This window comes from Apibacter muscae, assembly GCF_007845595.1.
Taxonomy (GTDB): domain Bacteria; phylum Bacteroidota; class Bacteroidia; order Flavobacteriales; family Weeksellaceae; genus Apibacter; species Apibacter muscae.
In genome coordinates this window covers 1-25,253 of the sequence record NZ_SELI01000019.1, presented here as the reverse complement: position 1 = coordinate 25,253, position 25,253 = coordinate 1, and the positions used below count along the sequence as shown (strand labels likewise).

22 protein-coding genes and 1 tRNA gene are annotated in these 25,253 nt (G+C 28.4%); 18 read left to right on the top strand and 5 right to left on the bottom strand.

Annotation, left to right across the window (positions count from 1 at the left end; translation table 11 throughout):
• Nucleotides 1-186: 186 nt before the first annotated feature.
• From ETU10_RS06665 to ETU10_RS06630, 9 genes are all read left to right on the top strand, one after another.
• On the top strand, nucleotides 187-1,203 hold the full coding sequence (locus tag ETU10_RS06665; RefSeq protein WP_146262770.1) for a hypothetical protein: 1,017 nt from the start codon (nucleotides 187-189) through the stop codon (nucleotides 1,201-1,203).
• Between the two features lie 187 nt (nucleotides 1,204-1,390).
• On the top strand, nucleotides 1,391-1,723 hold the full coding sequence (locus ETU10_RS06660) for a MerR family transcriptional regulator (RefSeq protein ID WP_146262771.1): 333 nt from the start codon (nucleotides 1,391-1,393) through the stop codon (nucleotides 1,721-1,723).
• A gap of 15 nt (nucleotides 1,724-1,738) precedes the next feature.
• Nucleotides 1,739-1,975, top strand: coding sequence for a hypothetical protein (locus ETU10_RS06655; protein WP_146262772.1), 237 nt, complete (start codon nucleotides 1,739-1,741; stop codon nucleotides 1,973-1,975).
• Nucleotides 1,976-2,124: 149 nt separating this feature from the next.
• Nucleotides 2,125-3,771: a carbon starvation CstA family protein gene (locus ETU10_RS06650; RefSeq protein WP_246118433.1), complete on the top strand. Its 1,647-nt coding sequence runs from the start codon at nucleotides 2,125-2,127 to the stop codon at nucleotides 3,769-3,771.
• Nucleotides 3,772-3,831: 60 nt separating this feature from the next.
• Nucleotides 3,832-3,966, top strand: a complete 135-nt coding sequence (locus ETU10_RS11355) for a hypothetical protein (protein ID WP_262710354.1) — start codon at nucleotides 3,832-3,834, stop codon at nucleotides 3,964-3,966.
• A 686-nt stretch (nucleotides 3,967-4,652) separates the two neighbouring features.
• Complete coding sequence (locus ETU10_RS06645; RefSeq protein WP_146310861.1) at nucleotides 4,653-5,951, top strand: aminopeptidase P N-terminal domain-containing protein; 1,299 nt, start codon at nucleotides 4,653-4,655, stop codon at nucleotides 5,949-5,951.
• Between the two features lie 51 nt (nucleotides 5,952-6,002).
• Nucleotides 6,003-6,872, top strand: coding sequence for a cupin-like domain-containing protein (locus tag ETU10_RS06640; protein ID WP_146310859.1), 870 nt, complete (start codon nucleotides 6,003-6,005; stop codon nucleotides 6,870-6,872).
• A gap of 103 nt (nucleotides 6,873-6,975) precedes the next feature.
• Nucleotides 6,976-10,863 (top strand): TraB/GumN family protein, encoded by a 3,888-nt coding sequence (locus tag ETU10_RS06635; RefSeq protein WP_146310856.1) that lies wholly within the window; start codon nucleotides 6,976-6,978, stop codon nucleotides 10,861-10,863.
• Between the two features lie 56 nt (nucleotides 10,864-10,919).
• Nucleotides 10,920-11,162 carry a hypothetical protein gene (locus ETU10_RS06630; RefSeq protein WP_246118432.1) on the top strand — a complete coding sequence of 81 codons (243 nt, stop codon included), beginning with the start codon at nucleotides 10,920-10,922 and terminating at the stop codon, nucleotides 11,160-11,162.
• Nucleotides 11,163-11,228: 66 nt separating this feature from the next.
• On the opposite strand, the gene ETU10_RS06625 is transcribed toward ETU10_RS06630, so the two are convergent.
• The 4 genes from ETU10_RS06625 to ETU10_RS06610 all read right to left on the bottom strand — a co-directional run bounded on the left by ETU10_RS06625 (nucleotide 11,229) and on the right by ETU10_RS06610 (nucleotide 15,713).
• Nucleotides 11,229-12,440: an acetate/propionate family kinase gene (locus ETU10_RS06625; protein ID WP_146262777.1), complete on the bottom strand. Its 1,212-nt coding sequence runs from the start codon at nucleotides 12,438-12,440 to the stop codon at nucleotides 11,229-11,231.
• Nucleotides 12,441-12,670: 230 nt separating this feature from the next.
• Entirely contained in the window at nucleotides 12,671-13,978 is a 1,308-nt protein-coding gene (gene ahcY / locus ETU10_RS06620) for an adenosylhomocysteinase (protein ID WP_146310854.1), read from the bottom strand.
• A 391-nt stretch (nucleotides 13,979-14,369) separates the two neighbouring features.
• Nucleotides 14,370-14,606, bottom strand: coding sequence for a NifU family protein (locus ETU10_RS06615; RefSeq protein WP_146293484.1), 237 nt, complete (start codon nucleotides 14,604-14,606; stop codon nucleotides 14,370-14,372).
• A gap of 27 nt (nucleotides 14,607-14,633) precedes the next feature.
• Nucleotides 14,634-15,713 carry an Mrp/NBP35 family ATP-binding protein gene (locus tag ETU10_RS06610; RefSeq protein ID WP_146293485.1) on the bottom strand — a complete coding sequence of 360 codons (1,080 nt, stop codon included), beginning with the start codon at nucleotides 15,711-15,713 and terminating at the stop codon, nucleotides 14,634-14,636.
• Nucleotides 15,714-16,223: 510 nt separating this feature from the next.
• On the opposite strand from ETU10_RS06610, the gene ETU10_RS06605 reads away from it, so the two are divergent.
• The 9 genes from ETU10_RS06605 (at nucleotide 16,224) to ETU10_RS06565 (ending at nucleotide 24,055) form a co-directional block, all read left to right on the top strand.
• Nucleotides 16,224-17,006, top strand: a complete 783-nt coding sequence (locus ETU10_RS06605; RefSeq protein WP_146310852.1) for a HipA family kinase — start codon at nucleotides 16,224-16,226, stop codon at nucleotides 17,004-17,006.
• Entirely contained in the window at nucleotides 16,984-17,376 is a 393-nt protein-coding gene (locus ETU10_RS06600) for a DUF3037 domain-containing protein (protein ID WP_146262782.1), read from the top strand. Before ETU10_RS06605 ends, ETU10_RS06600 begins: the two co-directional genes overlap by 23 nt.
• 165 nt (nucleotides 17,377-17,541) lie before the next feature.
• Nucleotides 17,542-18,063 (top strand): hypothetical protein, encoded by a 522-nt coding sequence (locus ETU10_RS06595; protein ID WP_146310850.1) that lies wholly within the window; start codon nucleotides 17,542-17,544, stop codon nucleotides 18,061-18,063.
• A gap of 578 nt (nucleotides 18,064-18,641) precedes the next feature.
• Complete coding sequence (locus ETU10_RS06590; RefSeq protein WP_146310848.1) at nucleotides 18,642-19,562, top strand: PfkB family carbohydrate kinase; 921 nt, start codon at nucleotides 18,642-18,644, stop codon at nucleotides 19,560-19,562.
• Nucleotides 19,563-19,653: 91 nt separating this feature from the next.
• Nucleotides 19,654-20,667: a ferrochelatase gene (gene hemH, locus ETU10_RS06585; protein WP_146262785.1), complete on the top strand. Its 1,014-nt coding sequence runs from the start codon at nucleotides 19,654-19,656 to the stop codon at nucleotides 20,665-20,667.
• A gap of 59 nt (nucleotides 20,668-20,726) precedes the next feature.
• Nucleotides 20,727-21,602 (top strand): lysophospholipid acyltransferase family protein, encoded by an 876-nt coding sequence (locus ETU10_RS06580; protein ID WP_185145071.1) that lies wholly within the window; start codon nucleotides 20,727-20,729, stop codon nucleotides 21,600-21,602.
• Nucleotides 21,566-22,582 carry a glycosyltransferase family 2 protein gene (locus ETU10_RS06575; RefSeq protein WP_146262787.1) on the top strand — a complete coding sequence of 339 codons (1,017 nt, stop codon included), beginning with the start codon at nucleotides 21,566-21,568 and terminating at the stop codon, nucleotides 22,580-22,582. Before ETU10_RS06580 ends, ETU10_RS06575 begins: the two co-directional genes overlap by 37 nt.
• A gap of 83 nt (nucleotides 22,583-22,665) precedes the next feature.
• Nucleotides 22,666-23,880, top strand: coding sequence for a diaminopimelate decarboxylase (gene lysA / locus ETU10_RS06570; protein WP_146310846.1), 1,215 nt, complete (start codon nucleotides 22,666-22,668; stop codon nucleotides 23,878-23,880).
• Nucleotides 23,881-23,970: 90 nt separating this feature from the next.
• A tRNA-Ser gene (locus ETU10_RS06565) sits at nucleotides 23,971-24,055 on the top strand.
• Between the two features lie 291 nt (nucleotides 24,056-24,346).
• Here ETU10_RS06565 and ETU10_RS06560 read toward each other — a convergent pair.
• Entirely contained in the window at nucleotides 24,347-24,973 is a 627-nt protein-coding gene (locus ETU10_RS06560; protein WP_146310844.1) for a DUF2238 domain-containing protein, read from the bottom strand.
• Between the last annotated feature and the right edge of the window lie 280 nt (nucleotides 24,974-25,253).

Genomic DNA, 25,253 nt, shown 5'->3' with positions numbered 1-25,253 from the left:
ATAAAGTTGTAATATCTAAGAACTTTTACAAGCATAAAAAATTTATTTACAATTTTAAATTTTATAATTCAGATTTATATAAATTTAAAAAAATCTATTTTTCGCAAATATATTAAACATATTAATAAAATATCCTATAATTATTCAGTGATTAGTTTTAATTTTGCAAAATTAAATTCTAATACTATGGAAGAAAATAAAGAAATTAAAACAGAAGAATCTACGATTTCCAAAAAGGAGATCGATAAAAAAACTAGTTCTAAAGCAATCATAATAAATCGATGGCATTTAATTTTAGGATTATGCTTTCTGGTCATTTTAGGCTTATTAGGTTACATAGTTTTTTCACCTAAGGCTATAGAAGAAGTAAAAATAAACGATGATAAGCAGAACGATAAAGTTTTAGCTGTTGAGCCAGAGAAAGTTAAAGAAGATAGCGTGAAAGTGACTAAGGTTGAAAAGAAATTCGATGAATATGGAGAAGAAATTGATCCGTATACCAAAGCCTATATAATTGCAAATAGTGCTTATTTAAGAACTTCTCCCGATAAATCGAATAATGCAGTTGAAACTTTACATTTTGGTGAAGTTCTTTATGTGAAAGATTTTTATGAAAATAGAAGTGGTCCGTATGTAGAAGTATATAAAACTAAACCCAGAGAAGGAGATAGTTACCCGTCAAGGTACTATATAGCTACGTCAACCTTAGTTGAGGAATATAGTTTTGATGAATTTAAAAAAGCATTTTCTCTTTCACCATTTTCAAAACTAGATTCTAAAACAAAGAAAATTATATTAGATAACGACTATTACGATCAAACCCGATATAAACCAACACAAAACGCAGATCGAGCAACCCAATGTGTAGCATACGGCGATTTTGATAATGATGGATTGCAAGACGTAGCAGTTATACTAGATAATACACAAAGACAATCGTCATATTTATTAGTTATATGTACAAATAAAGTAACTAAAGAACCTTATGTAGCTTATAGCAAAGATTTTAATGGGTATTACAGAATAAATTCATTTAAAAAAGGTGCTAAAATATTTAAAAACTCATCCAATTTAGTACCTTCTCCTATAGATGGGCTTATATTGCAATACGGTAGTTACAACAAAAATGCTTTGTTAATGGATACAAATACTAAAGACTATGATTTGTATCCACAATATTCCTACGGAGATGAAGAAAATTAATTTGTAATAAATTAGACTTTTAAAAAAATCACATAGATTAACTATATTTATGTGATTTTTTTAAGCACAAGAATCTTATAATGATAAATATATATTTATATTAGAATTTAATATAGATAGCTCTTAAGTGTTTTTAAATAATTTGAAAAAAAATTAAAATTCAATAAAAAAATCTTAGATTTGAATTATGGATATTCAACTTCCTGAAAAACTATATTATTCAATAGGAGAAGTGGCAAAAGCTTTTAATGTGAATGCTTCTCTTATACGTTTTTGGGAAAAAGAATTTGATATTTTAACACCCAAAAAAAATAAAAAAGGTGACCGTTTCTTTACTCCGAAAGATGTAGAGAATCTTAAAGTTATTTATCATTTGGTAAAAGAGAAAGGGTATACCTTAGACGGAGCTAAAACAGCTCTTAGAGTACAACCCAATACACCAAAGAAGGTAGAAGTTATATCACGTTTACAAATGATAAGAGCAGAATTAGTAAAACTAAAAGAATTATTAGACGAATAATTAAATAAAATGAATATGAAATTACCAAAGTTTTTAATGGCTGATAACTCAAATTATCCAGAAGATTTATTTGTAGTTCACACCGAATTCCCAAGATTTATATTAAATGTTGAAGAAGAGGATGTAGAATGGTTAGATACAATCGAAGAAAGTGATGAAGATGCAACCAATGAAATAAATTCCTTAATTGAAAAAGCATTTGCTTTTTGTGACGAAGAAATTGAAAAATACGAAGAGGAGGACGAGGAATAAATTTTTTAAAATATATTACTCATGTAATTATAAAGCAATACCTAGATAAGGTATTGCTTTTTTCATTTAATTTATGTTGAATGCGTTCAAAAATTTTTATATTTATCCAAATTCAATAATATAAATTTTTTTAAAGACAAATAAAAATTATGGAATCACTGAATGGAATAAACGCATTAACATTGGTATTTGTATCCTTGTTAGTTTTTGCTATTGCTTATCGATTTTATGGAATTTTTATAGCAAATAAAGTGCTAAGATTGAATTCTAAAAACGTAACTCCCGCAGTAGAATTTGCAGATGGTCATGATTATGTAGCAACCAATAAAAATGTACTTTTTGGGCATCATTTTGCAGCAATTGCAGCTGCGGGTCCTCTGGTAGGACCTGTGCTAGCAGCACAATTCGGTTATTTGCCAGGGACCTTATGGATTTTAATAGGCTGTGTACTTGGAGGAGGAGTACACGATATGGTTGTTCTATTTGCTTCAGTTCGTCATAAAGGACAAAGTTTAGCAACGATAGCGTCTAAAGAAATTGGACCTGTTACTGGAACAATTGCAGGATTTGCCATATTATTCATTTTAATATTAACATTAGCAGGGTTGTCACTAGCCTGTATAAGTGCTATGCACGAAGCATCTTGGTCATTATTTACTGTATTAATAACCATGCCCATCGCAATTGTTATGGGTTTGCTGATGAGGTATAGAAAGAATAGTGTAACCCTAGCCAGCATTTTAGGGGTTTTCCTATTGATCATTGGAATTGTTGGAGGACATAATTTAATGCAAAATGAGACCATCAACCATATATTCCATTGGGATATAAAAACCATTTCCATCGCAATTCCTATTTACGGATTTATTGCATCTGTATTACCGGTTTGGTTATTACTAGTTCCCAGAGATTACTTATCAACGTACTTAAAAATAGGAACCATATTAATGCTTGCAGTAGGAATTATTTTTGTTCATCCAACCATTCAAATGCCTTCATTAACATCGTTTATCAATGGTGGAGGACCTGTAATCGGAGGGCCTGTATTGCCATTTATATTCATTGTCATTGCTTGTGGAGCTATCTCTGGATTTCATGCCATAATAGCAACGGGAACTACACCAAAAATGATTGGTGATGAAAGAGAAATACTTTTTGTAGGCTATGGAGCTATGTTAGTGGAAGGATTTGTAGCTTTAATGGCATTAATTGCCGCATGTACTTTAATGCCCGGAGATTATTTTGCAATTAACACTCCAGTAGATACCTACAATAGCTTTTTAAAGGCGCATCCTTCTTTACATGCAGTTGATTTACAATATTTTATTGATCATATAGGAATTGATTTGCACGGTAGAACAGGGGGAGCAGTATCTTTAGCTGTAGGGATGGCTCATATTTTTAATAATATACCTTATATGGATCGTTTAATGGCTTATTGGTATAATTTTGCAATTATGTTTGAAGCTGTGTTTATACTTACGGCTATAGATGCAGGTACTAGAGTTGGAAGATTTTTTTTACAAGAAATGTTAGGAAATGTAATACCTAAGTTTAACGATAAAAATTGGCTACCAGGTATTATTATTAGTAGCACCCTTTTTACCTTTGCTTGGGGCTATTTAGTTTATACAGGAAATGTTAGCAGCATATGGCCTTTATTTGGAATTAGTAATCAACTATTGGCGGCCTGTGGTCTTATAGTATGTACAACAATGTTGATTAGAATGAATAGAAAAAAATATGCTTTATGTGCAGCTATCCCAGGAGTATTTATGGCTGTAATAACTTTTTAGGCGGGTTATATTCAAGTTGTAGATATATATTATCCGAATGAACAATATTTATTAGCCACATTGGCAACCATAGCAATGTTATTGATGTTGGTTGTTTTTATAGGAACATTTAAACGATGGCTAGAATTACTGAATATGAAAACTTTGGTCACAGATAAATATGGAGATTCTGTAAAACAATTGGTTGAAAGATAAAAGTTTATGTTTCCATAAGAACACTTATAAATTTTATAATTGATATATAATAAAAATCATTTGTTTAATTATAAAAAAGATTATTTCTATATAATTAAAACTTAATTTATAATAATTTAGCTTAAAATTATATTATTTTTTAATCTTTAAGGTTTATATGTAATTAAATGATTATAAATGGGTTAATATTTTATAATCATTGAAATTAAAATAAAAAGAAGCATAACAATATTGTTTAATTATGGAAAACCGTAGTTGTAATGTTTAATAGGTTGTTACATTTGTATAACAAATCGAAGAGCTTAGTTAAACTAAAAAACAAGAACGTTAATTTATTATTATATAATTTTTACTGTAAAATAATTGTATAATATTCCTTTTTAAGAAAAATTTGGATATGAATCATATGTTATTTCATATCCAAATTCATTTAGTTAATTGCAATGAATAAATTACAACTATTAGACAGTTGTAAACTAGCTGTATAAATAAATACTTATTTTTTATAAAATTTTCATTTAATTATATCCATAAAATGGATGTAATAAAAGTTTGAATTTCTATAATTTTTAGAGTGCAAAATTGATAATTATTTATTGCAAATAGCACAAAAGGTTTTGGCTGGATATTTTAAATTTTATTATTAAATAATCATACCTTTGATTTTCAAATTATAGACAAATAATATGAAAACTAAATATAATACTATTGATAAAAATTTATTTATAAAAAATAGGCAAAAGTTTGTTCAAAGAATGAGGCCTCAATCCATAGCTATTTTTAATAGTAATGATATTTTTCCAATAGGAGCAGATAGTACATTACCTTTTCAGCAAAATAGAGATTTGTTTTATTTAACGGGAATAGATCAAGAGGAAACTATTTTAGTTTTATGTCCGTATGCACACTTAGAAGAATATAGAGAAATACTTTTTATAAGAGAAACTAATAAACATATAGCAATTTGGGAAGGAGAAAAATATTCTCAGGAACAAGCCAATGATATTTCTGGAATAAAAAGTGTTTTTTGGCTAAAAGATTTAAATAAAATTTTAGGTCAATTAATTCCCCAAATGGAGAATATATATATAAATATAAATGAACATTCTCGTGCAGAACGAGTAGTAGAAACTAGAGAAGATAGATTTATAAAAAAATTACAAAAACAATATAGGGGACATAATTATCTAAGAAGTAATCCTATTCTACAACATCTGCGATCAATTAAAGAGCCAGAAGAAATTGATATATTACAACACGCTTGTAACATCACTGAAAAAGGATTTAGAAGAGTTTTACCATTCATTAAACCAGGCGTATTTGAAAATGAAATAGAAGCAGAATATATTCATGAATTTATAAGAAATAAATCCAAAGGTTTTGCCTATTCACCGATCATAGCATCAGGAAATAATAACAATATTCTTCATTACATACAAAACAATAAAGAATGTAAAGATGGGCAATTAATTTTAATGGATGTTGGAGCTGAATATGCCAATTATTCTTCAGATATGACCCGTACGGTTCCCGTAAGCGGAAAATTTTCTCAAAGACAAAAGCAAATTTATCAAGCAGTTTTAAATATTAAAAAAGAATCCACTAAACTATTAGTAACAGGGAACAATTGGTTGAATTACAATGAAGAAGTGGGTAAAATTGTAACTCAAGAATTATTAAATTTGAATTTATTGTCATTAAATGATGTTAAAAATGAAGATCCTAAATGGCCGGCCTATAAAAAATATTTCATGCATGGAAATTCTCATCATTTAGGACTTGACACCCACGATTATGGGATTTTAACAGAACCCTTTGTTCCTAATATGGTTTTAACGGTAGAGCCGGGTATTTATCTTCCTGAGGAAGGTTTTGGAATTAGATTGGAAGATAATTATGTGATTCAATCCAACGGGGAACCTTACAATCTTATGAGAAATATTCCTATTGATTATGAAGAGATCGAAGATCTTATGAATGCTTGAAATGTAGAAGTTTAGGCAAAGTCTTAAATTAAAAACTTAATAATTTATAAAATGTTTAATTATATAGAAATAGAACGCGTTGAAAAAATATCAAAAGAAGATTTTTACAACAATTTTTACAAAAAACAGAAACCCGTAGTTATTGAAAAAATAACACAAAATTGGCCAGCTTTTACTAAATGGGATTTTGAATATATAAAACAAGTAGCTGGAGATAAAATTGTGCCCTTATACAATAATGATCCCGTTAGCGCTGATAAAAAGGTAAACGAGCCAGATGCTCGGATGAAGATGGAGGATTATATTGATCTTTTACACAAAGGTCCTACAGATTTACGAATATTTCTATTTAATTTATTAAAACAAGTGCCTGAAATGCAAAAGGATTTTGAATTTCCGGATTTAGGTCTTAATCTCTTCAAAAGCATGCCTATGTTATTTTTTGGAGGAGCAGGTTCCAATGTTTTTATGCATTTTGATATTGACTTAGCAAATATTCTTCATTTCCATTTTTCAGGCAAAAAACAATGTATTCTAGTTTCTCCAGAAGATACAAAATTTATGTATAAAGTTCCCTATTCAACCATTTGTAGAGAAGATATTAATTTTGATCAACCCGATTTTGAAAAATTTCCAGCTTTGAAAAGAATTAAACCTTTTAGAGCAGACCTTTCTCATGGAGAAATGCTGTACATGCCAGAAGGTTGGTGGCATTATATGAAATATATAACTCCAGGTTTTTCAATGAGTTTGCGCTCTTTAGCCAAAAGACCATCAAACTTTACCCAAGCAATTTTAAATATATTTGTAAAAAGACATTACGATAATTATATGAGAAAAAAGAAAGGCCAAGAGTGGATAGATTATAAAAATGAATTAGCCATAAAAAATACCCATCGGGAGTTGAGTATGTTTGAATAAATATATAAAATTAAATACATCTAAAAACCCAAGGTTAACCTTGGGTTTTTACTTTTTTATAATGAAATATAAATGGTTAATTTAGCAAAAATTAACTATAAATATGAAAATTTTTTATAAAGTAATTCTCCTTAGTATTTTATTAGTATCAACTCTATTATTTTCACAAAAAAAATATCCAAGTTTATTATGGGAAATTTCAGGAAATGGACTGAAAGAAAAATCCTACCTATACGGAACTATGCACGTAAGCGAAAAAGTAGCATTTAATTTATCTGATGATTTTTATGAAAAGCTCTTTTCCGTTAAACAGATAGCCTTAGAATCTGATCCGGAATTATGGTTAAATGAAATTTATTCTAAATTAAATACTGATAATCATTATCTGAAGAATGATTACTCATACCAAAGTTTATATATAAATAATACTTCCATAGATATTTATAAACAATCGTTGAGAGCCAAAGATATGTTGGCAAATGGTATACTATATAGAAGGTATCCAGAAATGCAGAATTTTCAAGAAAATACCTACATTGATATGTTTATTTATAGAGCCGCTAAGAAGTTAAATAAAAAATTTATAGGGCTAGAGAACATTCAAGAATCAGAAGACTTAGTACAAAAATCAGAAGTTAGTCATGGATATATAAACAATTCAGACATAAAAAATTTAAAAATTAAAAAACTTTTAAAAACTAAATCGTTATACGAATTAATGTTTGATGCTTATAGAAAACAAGATTTAGATTTAATTGATGAAATATCTCTGGCAACTAGCACATTCAATTCGAGAAAGTATTTATTGTATATAAGAAATGAAAACATGGTTAAAACTATGGATAGTTTAATGAAGAAAGGATCTCTTTTTTCAGCGGTTGGAGCGGCACATTTACCAGGTACCTATGGTATAATCGAGAAATTAAGAAACTTAGGATATACAGTTCAACCAATCACTGGTTTATATACGGAAAAAGGAAGATTGAAAAAGGAACAATTGGAACATTTAGTTTACAATCACAAATTAAAAAATTATAAGAGTAAAACAGGGTTAACAATACAATCACCAGAAAAATTTTTTAACTATTCTTCCAGTCAAGATATAGATTATTTGGTTTCCTTAGACATTCCAAACGGCGCGTTTCTATCAATTACAAAATTCAACAATTATAATTTTTTAAAAAATAATTTATCAAAAGTATCATTAGAATCTATTGATAGTCTACTTTATGAAAATATTCCTGGAAAGATATTAGATAAAAAAAATATAAGTTTAGATGGATTTTCAGGAATTGAACTTATGAGTAAGATAGAACAAGATGAGTATATAAGTATGCAAATTTTTGTGACACCCTTACAAACGTATATAGTTAGTCTATTTGGATCTAAGCCCTACCAAGACAAATATAAAAGCAAAATTTTTAAAAGTTTAAAATTGGACAATTACACAAGCACTTTTTCAAATTTTGAACCTAAATATGGAGGATACACGATTAAAATGCCTGATTATAGAGTAGTTACAGATACTTTGTATGGTCATACGAATGTAATAGGGTATGATAATAACACAAAGTCTTATTATTTTATGAAGTCTCAAGTGTGGGAGAATATTTCATCAGAGAAAGAAATTTATGAACTTGAGAGAATACCTTATGAAATAGGAAAAAATTTAAATGCAGAAATTATTACTACTTCTATAAACCAAGAAAATGCTATTCCATTTTCAGAATCCATAATACAATGGAAAAATAGAGAGAAATTATATTTAAAAACAATGATTAATGGCTCTTATTATCATGTTGCAGGAGTACAAACAAGCAATGAAGATCAGAAAAAAGATTTTTTTAATTCCTTAATAATTACGGACTTCAAAAGATTTAAAAAAACAGAAAAATTTACAAATAAAACAGCGGGGTATTCAATTATTGTTCCTAGTGAGTCTATAAAAACTAAACCTAAAATTGATATAGAGAAGAGTGTGAATGATTCTGGAGATGAGTTAGATACATCTATTAATATTGATGATCATGAGCAAAATAATACTGAAGAGATGAACGAGGGAGATGTGCAAGAACAAACTTCTTTTATCCTAGATAATGGGCAAACCCTAAGCATATTTAATTATAACTATATACCGACCAGTTATTCTCTTTCTGTAGATCAAGTAATTAAAGAATATGTAGATGATCAATATCCCTCAGACTCTTGCAATCATAGAAAAATAAAATTTCTTGTCCATGGAATTACTGAAAATAAAAACTCTTTTTCAGATTATTTATTGAAAGAAGACACTAAAGCACAAGCCTACCGATTAAGATATTTTTATGAAAATCATAGAATTTACGAAATTAAATACATAGTTAATGCGCATAAAGAGTTTAGAAATCCTTCTATTGAAGATATAATTAATAATATTCAATTCTTGCCTCTTATAGAAGATCAGGTAAATTTTGATAATGTTGAGAACTTAGATGTAAATAAAGAACCTACTGAGATCACTAGCACCCAACTGGTGGATAATGATGAATTTTTTAAATTTAACGATGAATTTAGTTTCTCGAATGTGAATTCTTATAGTTTAGAACAAGATTCTCTTCTCTGGAAACCCGATGACTTTCTAGATAAAAAGGTATTAAATCAATTGAAGCAATTCTCAAATAATTCTAACCAGGTTGAAGAATTTGTTTTAGAACTAAATGAACAATATTTAAATCAAAAATTATTAGAAAAAGTTATAAAGATTTTAGATTTTCATGATAATACAAAACCAGAATTTTATCTAAACATATTTACAAAATTTAAAAATAATGGGAATGCTCAATATCTAATATTACAAAAAATTATTTCTTTAGATAAAGATAAACAATTGAATAAGAAAATCATTGATTTAATAAATCAGAATCAACCTATTCCATTATCAGAGAGTGCTATTCCTAATCTAATGAATAATTTAGAATTGTACGATCAATCAGAAGATTATATGTTACCTACATTATTGTCTTTGCTAGGAGTAGAAGAGTACCAAAATACATTAATAGAATATTTAACAAGATTAAGCAATGATAAAAAACTAAAAGCTTATCATATAAAAAAGTATAGAGACTTTTTCTATAAAGAATCAAATAAAGAAATAAAGAGGATATTAAGTTACGATTCCGGAGATAATAAGAATAGCTCTTATTTAGAAAATAATTATTCTATATTAAAATTAAAAAAATATCTTGAAATACTTTCCATATTCAATGATGCAGAATATAATCATCTAATAAAAAGCATTAGAGAAACCAAAAATATTGGCTTAATTGAACTTTTAATTTCTTTAAAAGATCCCATAGATTTAACCAAAGAAGAATATTTATATGTTAAAAGAAATGCGATTCCATCTAAAAAAATGAATGAATCCTATAAAGAAAAGTTTGGGGAAGATCTTTTTAATCCTGCCAAGGATTTAACAGCAGAATTAGCTAAAAAAGAGCTAATGAAAAATTTTTTTCAGAATCATACTTATGATTATGAAAAAGTAGATTCATTAGCATTTAAGGAGGAACAGAATTATTCTTACGAAGGAAAGGATTATAAAGTCTTCTATTTTACAGTATATAAAAGCAATATTGGATCAGAGTTCGATAAAAAAATCAATGCTAAGGAAGATGAACAAGATTTTCATGAATACAAGGAGAAGGATGATAACATTCAAGAAGTTAATATAGGAATAATTGCCTTTAATTTAATGACATCAAATATAAATGACGGTTCTTGTTATGAAGAGAATAATCATGATGGGTTTACCAATGAATCTGATTACGTTTGGAATAGCGAATCAGATTTTATGGCTTTAACACTATTTAATTCTATAGATTTGTATTATAAAGATTTAAATGAATGGGAGAAATTAAAAGATAAATTTATAGATTATTTAAAATCTTTAAGTCATCCAAGATCAACATCCAAATTTTTAGATGAGGTATACACGATTGAATATCCTTATTAAATTAATATTTGTTAGTTTACAATAAAAATTATTACATTTGAAGAAATAAAATAGACATGATAACAATACTATATATAGGTTTTTGGCCTTTTGCAAAATTTGTAGGTTTCGTATTATTTCTTATCATAGCTTCAATGGCATTTTGGTGTCTTACATTTTTACTAAGTATTTTGCCTTACTGGCTAACATTTGGAATTGCTGAAAATTCTGGAAAAATAAATGCTGATGTAAAGCCTGAAGATGTTCGAAGAAAAATATTAACTGAACAAGAGGGAGTTGAATTGGTTTATACTAAATAAATTCTTTTACTATAATAAATAAAAAAACCGACAATTTTATTGTCGGTTTTTTTGTTAAAATGATTATTATTTTTTAGAAATAATTTCTAAAGTATTGTTAGCAATTTCTAACTCTTCATTGGTAGGAATTAATAATATTTTCAATTTAGAATCAGAAGATTGAACTTCTTTGATTTCGTCTGGACTATTATACTCCTTGTTTTTAGAATCATCCATTTGAATACCCAAGTAATCCATATTCTTACAAATCAAAGAACGAAGTTGAAAATCATTTTCACCAATACCTGCGGTAAATACAATGGCATCAGCTCCATTTAATGCAGCCATATAGGCTCCGATATATTTTTTTACTCTATAAGAATATAAATCTAAACACAAGGTAGCCTTCTCATCACCAGCTTTGTATAAATTCTCAATATCACGGGCATCACTATGACCAGTCATACCCAGCATACCAGATTTTTTATTTAATAAATCATCAAGCTCTTCAAATTTAACTCCGCATTCTCTTACCATGTATATCAATACAGAAGGGTCTATATCTCCACATCGAGTACCCATAACTAAACCATTTAAAGGAGTAAATCCCATGGAGGTATCTATACTTTCACCCTTTTCATTAATAGCTGTAATACTAGAACCGTTCCCTAAGTGTATGGTGATTACTTTTGCGTGTTCGTTATTTAAATACTTAGCCGCCTGTTCACGTACGTATTTATGACTGGTCCCATGTGCTCCATAAGACCGAATTTTATTCTCCGTATAAAATTTTTCTGGAATAGCGTATCTATAAGCTCTCGGAGGCATGGTTTGATGAAAAGCAGTATCAAAAACAGCTACTTGAGGAATATTTGGGAAAAATTGTTGAGCCACCTCAATACCCAGTAAGTTAGCCGGGTTATGCAAAGGAGCCAAAGGATTCATTTCTTCAATTTTCTTTTTAACCTCATCAGTAATAAGTACAGGCGCATTAAAATCACCCCCTCCTTGTACAATTCTATGTCCTACAGCATTAATTTCAGAAAGAGATTTTATAACACCAATTTCTGTATCGGTTAATAAATCTATAATTAACTTCATTCCTCCAGTATGGTCAGGAAATTCTTGATTAATTGTTTTCTTTTCTAGGGAGTTACCGTTTAAATATCTATGTGTAAGTTGTCCTCCTGTTGTACCAATTCTTTCAACTAATCCTTTGGAAACAACAGTCGTAGTTTCCATATTAAGTAATTGATACTTGATGGATGAACTACCTGCATTTATAACTAATATTAGCATTCCTTAATTTTTGAGCCAAAAGTAATATTTTTAAGTAATATATTAAAGGAATATAGTTTAAAATTATATAGAATTAAAACCTAATTCTATAATTTAGATTATTTGAATTAAAATAATTTTTGATGTAAGTTTTGAAAAATAAACCTCTCAAATTAATTTAGAATTTAAATAAAAAAATCTAAAGCAAATAATAAAAAAGCCGGAATCTTCCGGCTTTATATTTAAATATCTTAATATCTATATTCGTCTGTTTTAAAAGGGCCTTCAACAGTTACTCCAATATAATCGGCTTGTTCTTTTGTAAGAATATCCAGTTCTACTCCAATTTTTTCTAAATGTAAACGAGCCACTTTTTCATCCAAATGTTTAGGAAGTGTATAAACCTTATTTTCGTATTTTCCAGGATTTTGCCATAGTTCAATCTGGGCAAGCGTTTGGTTACAGAAAGAATTACTCATAACAAAACTAGGATGTCCGGTAGCGCAACCAAGATTAACCAATCTGCCCTCAGCTAATACAATTACATCTTTACCATTCAAAGTATACTTATCTACTTGTGGTTTTATCACAACTTTCGTGTTTCCATAATTATTATTCAACCATGCCATGTCTATCTCATTATCAAAATGTCCAATATTACAAACCACAGTTTTATCCTTCATCATCTCAAAGTGTTTCCCTTGGATGATATCACGGTTACCAGTACATGTAATAACAATATCAGCTCTTGAAATGGCATTATCCATTTTTCTTACTTCGTAACCGTCCATAGCTGCTTGTAAGGCGCAAATAGGATCTATTTCAGTAACTATAACTCTAGCACCTGCACCACGGAAAGAAGCAGCAGAGCCTTTTCCTACATCGCCATATCCAGCAACGACAACAACTTTTCCTGCAATCATTAGATCCGTTGCTCTACGTACAGCATCAACGGCAGATTCTTTACATCCGTATTTGTTATCAAATTTAGATTTTGTTACAGAATCATTAATGTTAATCGCAGGTATAAGTAATGTTCCATTTTTTACCCTCTCGTGTAAACGATGTACCCCCGTTGTAGTTTCTTCAGATAAACCTTTAATACCACTTACTAATTCTGGATATTTATCTAACACCATATTAGTTAAATCACCACCATCATCTAAAATCATGTTTAAAGGCTTTTTATCTTCACCAAAAAATAGAGTTTGTTCAATACACCAATTAAACTCATTTTCAGTCATACCTTTCCAAGCATATACTGGAATTCCTTTAGCAGCAATAGCCGCAGCAGCATGGTCTTGAGTGGAGAAAATATTGCAAGAGCTCCAAGTAACCTCTGCACCTAATTCTTTAAGAGTTTCAATTAGAACTGCTGTTTGTATGGTCATATGTAGACATCCAGCAATCCTAGCACCTTTTAAAGGTTGTTCATCTTTGTATTCTTTTCTTAAGGACATTAGCCCAGGCATCTCAGCTTCAGCTAACTGTATTTCTAATCTACCCCAATCTGCAAGAGATATATCTTTAACCTTATACGGTATGTATTCTGTATTCATTTATAATTTTTTTCGTAAAGTTATTAATTAAATTTTTTAGCTACAAAATCTAGAAACTAAAATAAAATAGTAGGATTTTAATATAAATTTATATTAATCCATAGTTCTTTTAATAAATTGGTAATCTATTTACTTGCTTGTATAAAATTGAGTAGCTTCAAAAGTGAAATAAATTGATATATTTAGTTGAATATTTGAATAAAAAAATTTATAATTAAAATTCAACAATCATAACCCCATAGTGAGATAATCATCAAAAAAATTTTATACAAAGAGTAAATATTTTTTAAAATTATTACTTAGAAAGATTCAATTAAGAATTAAAAAAAATTGAAAATTAATTTGAAATAATTCACTTAGTAGATTTTTTTAATAAATAAATGACATGTATCTATTCAACTATACTTATCACTTCTAAAATTTCAGGAACATGTTTTTTTATGGTAGATTCAATTCCTAGTTTTAAAGTACTTTGATTGATAGAACAGTCAGAACAAGCACCTGTAAATTTAATAGTTACTACATTGTCTTGAATGTCTATTAGTTCAACATCTCCACCATCAGCAACTAAAAAAGGTCTTACTTCTTCTAAGGCTTTATTTACTTTATCTATAATTGAATTATTCATATACTTATTTATTTTAATTTAATAGAATTATTTTGAAGAGCAACCAGCCATTGTAGTTATTCTAACCGCTTCAGTAGGAGGTAAATTTTTATTTCTTAAAACTAAACTCTCGATCATTTTTTTTGCAATTTCAATGTAAATATTTGGAATTAGTTCGTCTTCTTGCAAGGCGGCAGGTCTTCCATAGTCGGAGGCTTCACGTATAGATTGAATGATAGGAATTTCTCCCAATAATGGTAAATCAAGAGACTCAGCCAATTTTTGAGCTCCTTTTTTTCCGAAAATATAATATTTGTTCTCAGGTAATTCTTTAGGTACAAAGTAAGCCATATTTTCAATAATACCTAGAACGGGAACATTAATTTCAGGCATTTGAAACATAGCAACCCCCTTTTTAACATCTGCCAAAGCTACATGTTGTGGAGTACTAACAATCACTGAACCTGTTACCGGTACTTCTTGAACAATGGAAAGATGAATATCTCCTGTTCCTGGAGGAAGATCTATTAATAGAAAATCTAGTTCACCCCAATCAGCATCGTGAATCAATTGGTGAATGGCTTTAGACGCCATCGCACCTCTCCATACAACCGCTTGATTTGCACCTGAAAAGAATCCAAGAGATAACAATTGAATACCATAACTTTCAATGGGAACCATCTTATGATCTTTGGAAGTTGGTTTTGCATTTTCAACGTCAAACATGACAGGAATTGAAGGTCCATAGATATCTGCATCTAATAAGCCTACTTTAAAACCTAATTTTTTTAGAGATATTGCTAAGTTAGATGCTACAGTAGATTTACCTACACCTCCTTTTCCAGAAGCAATAGCAATGATGTTTTTTATTCCCGGGATGTTTTTACCTTTAATTTCTTGTTTTTCAGGAACCTCTACGGATATATTAAGTTTAAGTTTTAAATCTTTGCCAAACTTATCTTCAAAAGCTGCATGCATAGCTACTTCCATTCTTTTCTTTTCATGCATAGCCGGGGAATGGGACAACATATCAATAATGGCAGTATCCCCCATTAATTGAACATTTTTAACTAAATCCTCAACTTCAATTTCCTTTAAAAACTCAATTATATCCTTTTTGCTTATCATGGATGCTAAATTTTAGATTATTTAATAAAAATCTTTTCACAAAAATAGGGATATTATAGCATTAATAAAATTGTTTTTTCAATTTTCCATTAACTAATGTTAGCGTAAAAAAAAATAATGTTTTTTAAATAAGATAACCCGTGGTGCATTTAGAAAAAAAATAAATTCTACTGATTATCAGTGAAATAATATTTTCAATTTTAATGATTATATTCAAAATAACCTCAAAACACTTAAAAATTTAAAATCAGAATAACAAATAATTTTGAGTAATAAATATAAGTGATTAATATTCAATATATTATATTTTAATTTCTAAATGCACCACGGGTTAAGATAATTTATAAACTGTTTATATAAATTAATTCGTTTATTCAAAATAAGAGGTTTTTGACTACGACTGAATAAAAATTGAACCACTAATTTTTTAATGAATTTATAATCGTAATATTTCCTAAGTATTTAAAAATTAAAAATTAGTTATATTTAGCCACAGTTAATTCATTAATTATGGGTTTAAGAACAGTAAATGTTACGAGATATATATCTCCTTTGCGGGAAGGTGGATCTTTGCCAGCTTTGGCTGAAGCAGATGATGATTTTAAATATGTGGTAAAATTTAAAGGGGCAGGGCATGGTTCCAAAGCATTAATCGCTGAATTGATAGGAGGAGAGATTGCTAGACTTCTAAGCTTAAAAATACCAGAGTTAGTATTTATTAATTTAGAGGAAGCATTTGGTAGGATGGAGCCTGACGAAGAGATACAAGATTTATTAAGGGCTAGTAAGGGCTTAAATTTAGGGCTTCATTATTTATCTAGTGCAACCACTTTTGATCCTATAGCTTTTAAAGTTGATTCTGCCTTAGCTTCCAAAATTGTTTGGTTGGATGCCTTTTTAACCAATATTGACCGAACGGTTAAAAATACGAACATGTTAGTATGGCATAAGGAATTATGGTTAATCGATCAAGGTGCTTCTTTATATTTTCATCATTCTTGGGTGAATTGGGAAAAATTATCTATTACCCCATTTTCTCAAGTTAAAGACCACGTATTGTTGCCGCTAGCTACACAGTTAGAAGATGCAGATATTTTTGCTAAAAAGTATATTAATGAAGAAAGTTTGAAAAAAATTGTGAATCTAATTCCTGAAGAATGGATAAATCCAGAAGATTTTGATGAAAATATAGATCAAGTAAAAAGCATTTACTTAGAATACCTTTTAAGAAGATTAAATCATACTCAAATATTTATAAAAGAAGCACAAAATGCAAGAAAAACACTTATATGAATATGCAATTATTCGTTTAGTACCTAAAATAGAACGAGAAGAATTTATAAATATTGGTTTAATTTTATTTTCTAAACATGCACGTTATATAAATCTTAAGTATGAAATCAATGAAAGAAAAATTAAGTGTTTATTTAACAATATGGAGGAATTAGACATTGAAAATATTCATTCCATTTTAACTGCTTTTGAAAATATATGCAAAGGGAAAAATAATGGGGGGGAAATCGGTGAATTTGATATTCCAGAACGCTTTAGGTGGTTGACAGCCATGCGTAGCACTATAATTCAAACCTCAAGACCACATCCAGGAATTTCAACAGATTTAAATAAGACATTTTCAGCTTTGTGGGAAGAGTTGGTAATGTAAACTTTTCTTTTATACTAAAATTGTTAAAAATTATGGATTAAAACTCTTAATTAATACAGATATAGTTCTACAAGAAATTCATAAAAAAAATTTAAAGTATTCAAATATTTTGATTATGGAATGTCTTTTGCTTTGTGTGGAATAAAAATAATATAACATTTAAAAATGAAAAGAATCCTTTTTTTATTCGCATGTTTTTCCTTTATTATTGCTCAGTCACAAAAAATAACTTCTATATCAACAGATTTTAAGTTAGATTCTTTATTATTTCCAGACATGGTTACACCTGCAAAGATTTATACTCAACTAGACAATGGGAATATAAATAACTTAAGTGTTATAACGAATCCAAGTTTAATATGTTCATTATTTAAAGTAGACTGTAAAAATGTAAAGAAAATATATTTAGAGAATTATCAGGATAGAAATTCTGGATCAGAATCAGGGGTTTTAGTAGCAGAGTATAAAGATATAAAATCTCTGGATACAGCTTTAAATAAATTATTAGCAAATAAACAAAAAGGCTATTTAACCAAGGAGAATTATTTAATTCAAGTTTGGAGTAATGATCCTAAGCATGGAGAAGAGGAAATTATAAAGATGGAAAATTTTTATCAAAACAAAATAATGGCTAAGTTATATGTTGCTGAAGAAATTTATCCTACGGAAGTTTTACCTGGTGAGTGATTTGAAATTTTCTTGATCTGAAGCTTATTTTATAATAGATAAATTGGAATTTTAATGAATAAATATATTTAGATTTTTTGATGGTCTAAATAGATTCTAAAAATTCAAAATTCCTTATTTTTTCATCAAGTTCTTTAAAAATTTTGAAGTTGATATAGGTATAGGTATTCATCTCTTCATTCTAGAGCAGTACAGATATTAGTAAAGGTACTAATAATTATGAAATTTTTTTTAATACAAAAGTATGTAGTTTACTTAAAATATTATGAAAGGTTATTAAGAAAAAGTCTTTTAAAATCTTTTGCATTGAATAAATATTCTTTATAAAATAAATTTAGTGCAATAAATAAACAATTTATTGCACTAAATTTTTAGTAGATTATGTTGATTCCATTAAACCACCATATCTATTAAATAATATACTCATCTATGATATAAATTTTTTTAGACTTTAAAAATTTATATTCTAATTAATTTTATTACTTCAAAAATTACTAAAAATAAATTTTTAAAAATTCTAACAAATTTTTTTAATAAAAGTATATTTGTGATGAATATATTTAATTTAAACATTTAAAATGAAATTACTAGCAGTTGGAACAGTAGCCTACGATGCTATAGAAACTCCTTTTGGGAAAACTGATAAAATTCTAGGAGGTGCAGCAACTTACATAGGTTTAGCAGCATCTAAACTAGGGACAGAAGTAAATTTAATTTCGGTAGTAGGTGGAGATTTTCAACAAAAATATTTAGATCTATTAGAAAATCATAAAATCGGTATTCAAGGCATAGAAAAAGTAGAAGACGGAAAAACTTTTTTCTGGTCTGGGATTTATCATGAAGATATGAATAGTAGAGATACACTAGTAACAGAATTAAATGTATTAGAAAGTTTTAATCCAGTGATTCCTGAGGACTTAAAAAATTCAGAAGTTTTAATGTTAGGAAATTTGCATCCTGCGGTGCAATTGTCAGTGATTGAGCAAATGAGTGAAAAACCCAAATTAATAGTTTTAGATACTATGGATTTTTGGATGAATTCAACTTGGGATTTATTGCTTAAGGTCATAGCTAAAGTTGATGTAATTACAATTAATGATTCAGAGGCACGCCAACTCTCTGGAGAATTTAGTTTGGTAAAAGCCGCTAAAAAAATTCAACAACTGGGACCTAAATTCGTGGTAATTAAGAAAGGAGAACACGGAGCGCTACTATTTCATAAAGAACAAGTCTTTTTTGCCCCAGCAATGCCATTAGAAGAAATTTTAGATCCTACAGGAGCTGGAGATTCCTTTGCTGGGGGAATGACAGGATATTTAGCTAAGTCTGAAGATTTTGCATTTGAAAATTTAAAAAAAGCAATTATAGTAGGAAGTGCGTTAGCCTCATATACCGTTGAGAAATTTGGTGTTGAAAGGTTAGTGGAATTAACTCAGCAGGAGTTTGAATCAAGACTTGAAAGTTTTAAGACTTTAACCTCTTATGATTATAACATATAGTTGCTTCGATTTAGATTTAAATATTAATACAAATACTTAAGAAGAAAATTAAAAGACTAACTTAGATAAATAAAGTTTTGAATATAATCATATGAAAGGTATACTACTAGTAAACTTAGGTTCTCCCAAATCCACCTCGGTAGAAGATGTGAGAATATATTTACGAGAGTTTTTAATGGATAAAAGGGTAATTGATGTACCTTGGATTATAAGAAAATTAATTGTGGAGCTAGCGATACTCCCGAAACGACCCAAAGAATCCGCTAAAGCATATCAATCCATATGGTGGGACGAAGGTTCACCCCTAGTGGTTATATCTGAAAGAATAACCCAAAAGATAAAAAAATCAATAAATAATCCCGTAGCATTGGCTATGAGATACCAGCAACCCTCCATTGAAAAGGGGTTAAAAGAACTAGAAGAACAAGGAGTTACCGAAACCTTAGTGATACCATTGTACCCACAGTATGCCATGAGTACAACTGAGACAGTAGTTGAAAAAGCTAAGGAAATCCAGAAGAAAAGATTCCCTAAGATGCACTTAAGCTTTCTGCCTCCTTTTTACAAAGATGAAGAATATCTTGATCTATTAACTAAAAATATAAAAACTAAACTACCAAAAAATTTTGATTTATTAATTTTTAGTTATCATGGATTACCTGAAAGGCATATTTTTAAAACAGATATCACTAAAACCTGCCGTTTAGATAATAGCTGTTGCTTTGAAAAAGAATTACCTTCTCATTCCTATTGTTATAGACATCAATGTTATTATGTAACTGAACAAATAAAGAAAAGGTTAGGGCTTGAAGATTCTAAAGTTATGCAGACCTTTCAATCACGTTTAGGGAAAGACCCATGGCTTAAGCCTTATACAGACTATACTTTAAAAAATCTTTCTTCCAAAGGAATAAAAAAAATTGCGATTGTTGCCCCCGCCTTTGTTTCAGATTGTTTAGAAACATTAGAAGAGCTAGCTGTAGAAAATAAAGAATACTTTATTGAAAATGGAGGAATAGAATATAATTATTTAGAATGTTTAAATGAAGACGACAACTGGATTCAGTGGTTAATTAATAAAATTAATAATTATACAAACAACTAAAATAGAATTAATTATAAATGTTTCATTCTATTTTTAATCTAAAATAACCCTAAAGTATATTGAGAGTTTTAGCAAATATTACCATAAAGATAATATCTTTTTTTCCTTTAAAACTTTTATATGGAATATCAAGTATTTTATATTTTATAATATACTATATTTTAAGATATAGGAAAAAAATTGTTAGACATAATATAAATATTGCTTTCCCTAACAAGAATAGTAAAGAAAAGCAAATTATTGAAAAGAATTTTTATAAAAATTTTACAGATTTTATTATTGAATTTATAAAAATTTTTTCAATGACTCAGCAAGACTTTAATAAGCACATTAGTATTAAAAATCTTGAAATATTAGAAAAATCTAAGAAGGAAAACAAAGATGTAATTTTATTAGCCGGACATTTGTTTAATTGGGAGTGGTTAATTGGAGTTTCTAAACAATTGCCACAAAATGAAGCTTATGCAGTTTATAAAAAAGTTGCAAATGGATTTTTTGATTTTGAGGTTTTCCAAGCGCGTTCTAAATTTGGAACAATACCCTTATCAGTTAAAGATGCCACTCGTAAAATGATAGGATTGCCTAATGATGGTACCCATGCCTATTTATTTGTAGCTGACCAAAGTCCTTACAAAACTAGAATTCATTATGAGTTAGAATTTTTCAATCGATTAACACCAGTTTTTAACGGTTACGATAAGATTGCAAGAAAAAAGAACTATCATGTTTTTTATCTGGAAATGAATAAAATATATAGAGGTAAATACGAAGTTGTTATTAAAAGTATTCTTCCAGATCAACAAAATTTTAGAGAAAATGAAATAGTTGAAAAGTTTTACCAAAACTTAAACCATAATATTATCAAACACTCAGCCCTTTGGCTTTGGTCTCATAAAAGATGGAAATATACCAGCGGAATCGATTACAAACTTTAGCAATAGTCATATTAAACTTTAATGGAACCCAATGGTTTAAAAAATTCCTTTCAGGAATTGTAAATTTTAGTCAAGGTTACCCCATTTATGTTATAGACAATCATTCAACCGATGATTCCTTAAACTATTTGCAAGTAAACTATCCGGAAATAGGGGTCATAAAAAACCCTAAAAATCTAGGCTATGCCGGAGGCTATAATCATGGATTAAAAGAAGTTAAAGAAGAGATTTATTGTTTATTAAATTCTGATGTTCAAGTTACGCCGAACTGGATTGATCCTATTTTAAAATTATTTCAAGAGGACGGTGAAATTGTAGCTGTGCAACCTAAAATTCTCAGTTACAAAGAAAAAAATAAATTTGAATTTGCAGGAGCAGCCGGAGGTTTTCTTGATAATTTAGGATATCCCTTTTGTAGAGGGCGAGTTTTTTTTAGTACAGAAGAAGACATAAGTCAATACAACAATACTTGTGAAATATTTTGGGCGACAGGCGCATGTTTATTTATAAGAAAGAAAAGTTTTTGGGAACAGAATGGATTTGACGAAGATTTTTTTGCACACATGGAAGAGATAGATCTATGTTGGAGATTAAAAAATTCAGGAAAAAAAATTTTTTATTGTGCAGAATCACAGGTTTATCATGTAGGAGGAGGAACCTTAAATCCATACAATCCAACCAAAACCTTTTTAAATTTTAGGAATAATCATTTAATGCTATTGAAAAATTTACCATCCTATAAGATCTTTCCAATTATTTTTTTTCGATTAATTTTAGATGGGCTGGCAGGAATTAAATTTATTTTTACCGATGGTTGGAAACACTGCTGGGCAGTGATTCGGGCACACTTTGCTTTTTATTATTTAATCCCAAAATTTCTAAAAAAAAGAAATCCAGGAATAAAAAACTATGGACATAAAAAATTTATAGTCTTTCAATATTTTTTTTATAAACGAAAAACATACAAAAAATTAAGATAAAATTTAATGAATACTAAAATTTTTAAATAAACTTAAAACTAATTTTAGTTTTAATACCTTAGCAAACTATTAAAATTTATAATATGGAACTGGCAAGAATACAACAATTGGAGGAGCTTGCAAAGCAATATGGAAATCCTCTTTATATATATGATGGCGATATAATTAAAAGTCAATATAAAAAATTATCAGAAGCATTTAATAATGTAAAAGAGGTTACTTTTAACTATGCATGTAAAGCCAATACTAATTTAAATATTCTTAAACTAATGAAGAAGTTAGGAACTGGCTTAGATGCAGTTTCCTTACAAGAAATACAAATAGGTTTAAAAGCAGGCTTTACTCCCCAAGAAATAATTTTCACCCCCAGCGGTGTAAGTTTTGATGAAGTTAGAAAAGCTGTAGATTTAGGGGTAAATATCCATATTGATAATTTCCCATTTCTGAAATATTTTGCTGAAGAATTTAGGAACTATCCTATAGGGATTAGAATTAATCCGCATATTAAAGCTGGAGGTAATGAGAAGATATCCACCGGACATGTAAATTCAAAATTTGGAATTTCCATTGAACAGAACGATGATCTTTTAGAATTAAAAAATCAAATTCCTTTAAATGTACAAGGTTTACATATTCACACCGGTTCAGACATTGTTGATATAGATATCTTCTTAAAAGGAGCTGAAGTAATTTTTGATGTAGCAGAGAAATTTCCTAATTTGAAGTATTTAGATTTCGGTAGTGGATTTAAAGTACCATACAAGGAAGGAGATAAGCAGACAGATATAGAATTACTAGGAGAAAAGTTAGGCGAGATATTTAATCAATTTATAGAAAAGTATGGAAAAACTTTAAGACTAATTTTTGAACCAGGGAAATTTTTAGTTAGTCAGTCAGGGTACTTTCTTGCAGAAGTAAATGTAGTTAAAGAAACACCTTACAATACCTTTGCTTTTGTAAATAGTGGTTTTAATCACTTAATACGCCCCATGTTCTACAATGCGTATCATCATATAATCAACTTAACTAATCCAAATGCACAAAAGAAAAATTACAACGTGGTGGGATATATATGTGAAACTGATACTTTTGCGTCGGAAAGGGAAATTTCAGAAATTAGAGAGGGTGATTTATTATGTTTTCTAAACGCAGGAGCATATTCATTTTCTATGTCGTCCAATTACAATTCTAGATTAAAACCCGCAGAAATATTAATTATGAATGGTGAACCCCATTTAATTAGAAGAAGAGAGGTTTTAGAAGATATTTTAATGACTACTGAAGAAATAAATTTATAAAAAATTTGAAAAAGTTTGGAAAAATAAAAAACTATTGTATATTTGCAACCGCTTAACATAACTACTGAAATTATAAATTTCAATAGTATTGGAGAGATGGCAGAGTGGTCGATTGCGGCGGTCTTGAAAACCGTTGACTGTAACAGGTCCGGGGGTTCGAATCCCTCTCTCTCCGCATTAAAAACCTTACAATTAAATATTGTAAGGTTTTTTTATTAGATTACTTAATGTTTTTATTAAGTAAGTATAAATTTTTATTGTTTAAATTTTCAATTCATTTAAAATACATTATTTGAAAAAAGTTGTTTATAACTTAATAACTTATTTCAAATTGTAACAGTTGTAAAAATAAAATCTCAAAAAAATATATCACATAATATCCGATAATTTCAAAACGCTTGTATTATTAGATATATTTAAAATTTAAAATTATTTAAACTCATATATATAGTATCTTAATGAATCTTTAAGGATGATATGCTTTCTTATATTTTAATTGTAATATCTGACGATTCTGAATTTTTGACAAAGTTAATAACATGGTTATAGATCCTATGAAAGCACAAAACATATCGGACTGTGTATCCCATATATATCCTTGCATACCTAAAAAATCCTCAGCTCCTCCGTAGGAGAAAATAGATATCCACCATTCTAAAAATTCATAAAAAGCACTAATTGCTAAACATATACATATCACTAAAAAAGGAATCCAATTTTTATTTTGTACAATTTTTAAACGAATTAATAATTCTCTAGTTATTAGTGCCGGTACAAAACCTTGAGCAAAATGTCCAAGTTTATCGTAGTTATTTCTACCAGAATTAGTGATATAATCAAAATAAGGAACTCTTGCGTAGGAATAATGTGCACCAATAAAAAGAATGATAAAATGTACAAGAATTAGTAAATAGGAAATATTAGTAAATTTAAATTTTTTGTAAGTAAAAATTAAAATAAATATGCCAAGAAAACAGAATCCAGACTCTAAAAACCATAATGATAATTCATAAGGTTTATAAATAGAACAAACTGCTGTAATTGAGAAAATCAGTAAGTAAAAAAGCACATAGTAATTTTTAGAGTATATCATATAGTTTTTTTATGTATGGAATAATGACATAAACGAAGAATATAAAATTTAAATCATAAAAAATATAAAAGGATTAAATTTGTAAATAAGGATTTTCTATGTTTGAATAATTTATTTACACATGTGTTAATATACAATTAACTAAATTAATAATAAGATTTAGTATTATAAAACCCATGGTGCATTTAGAAAAAAATAAATGTTACTGATTATCAGTGAAATAATATTTTCAATTTTAATGATTATATTCAAAATAACCTCAAAACACTTAAAAATTTAA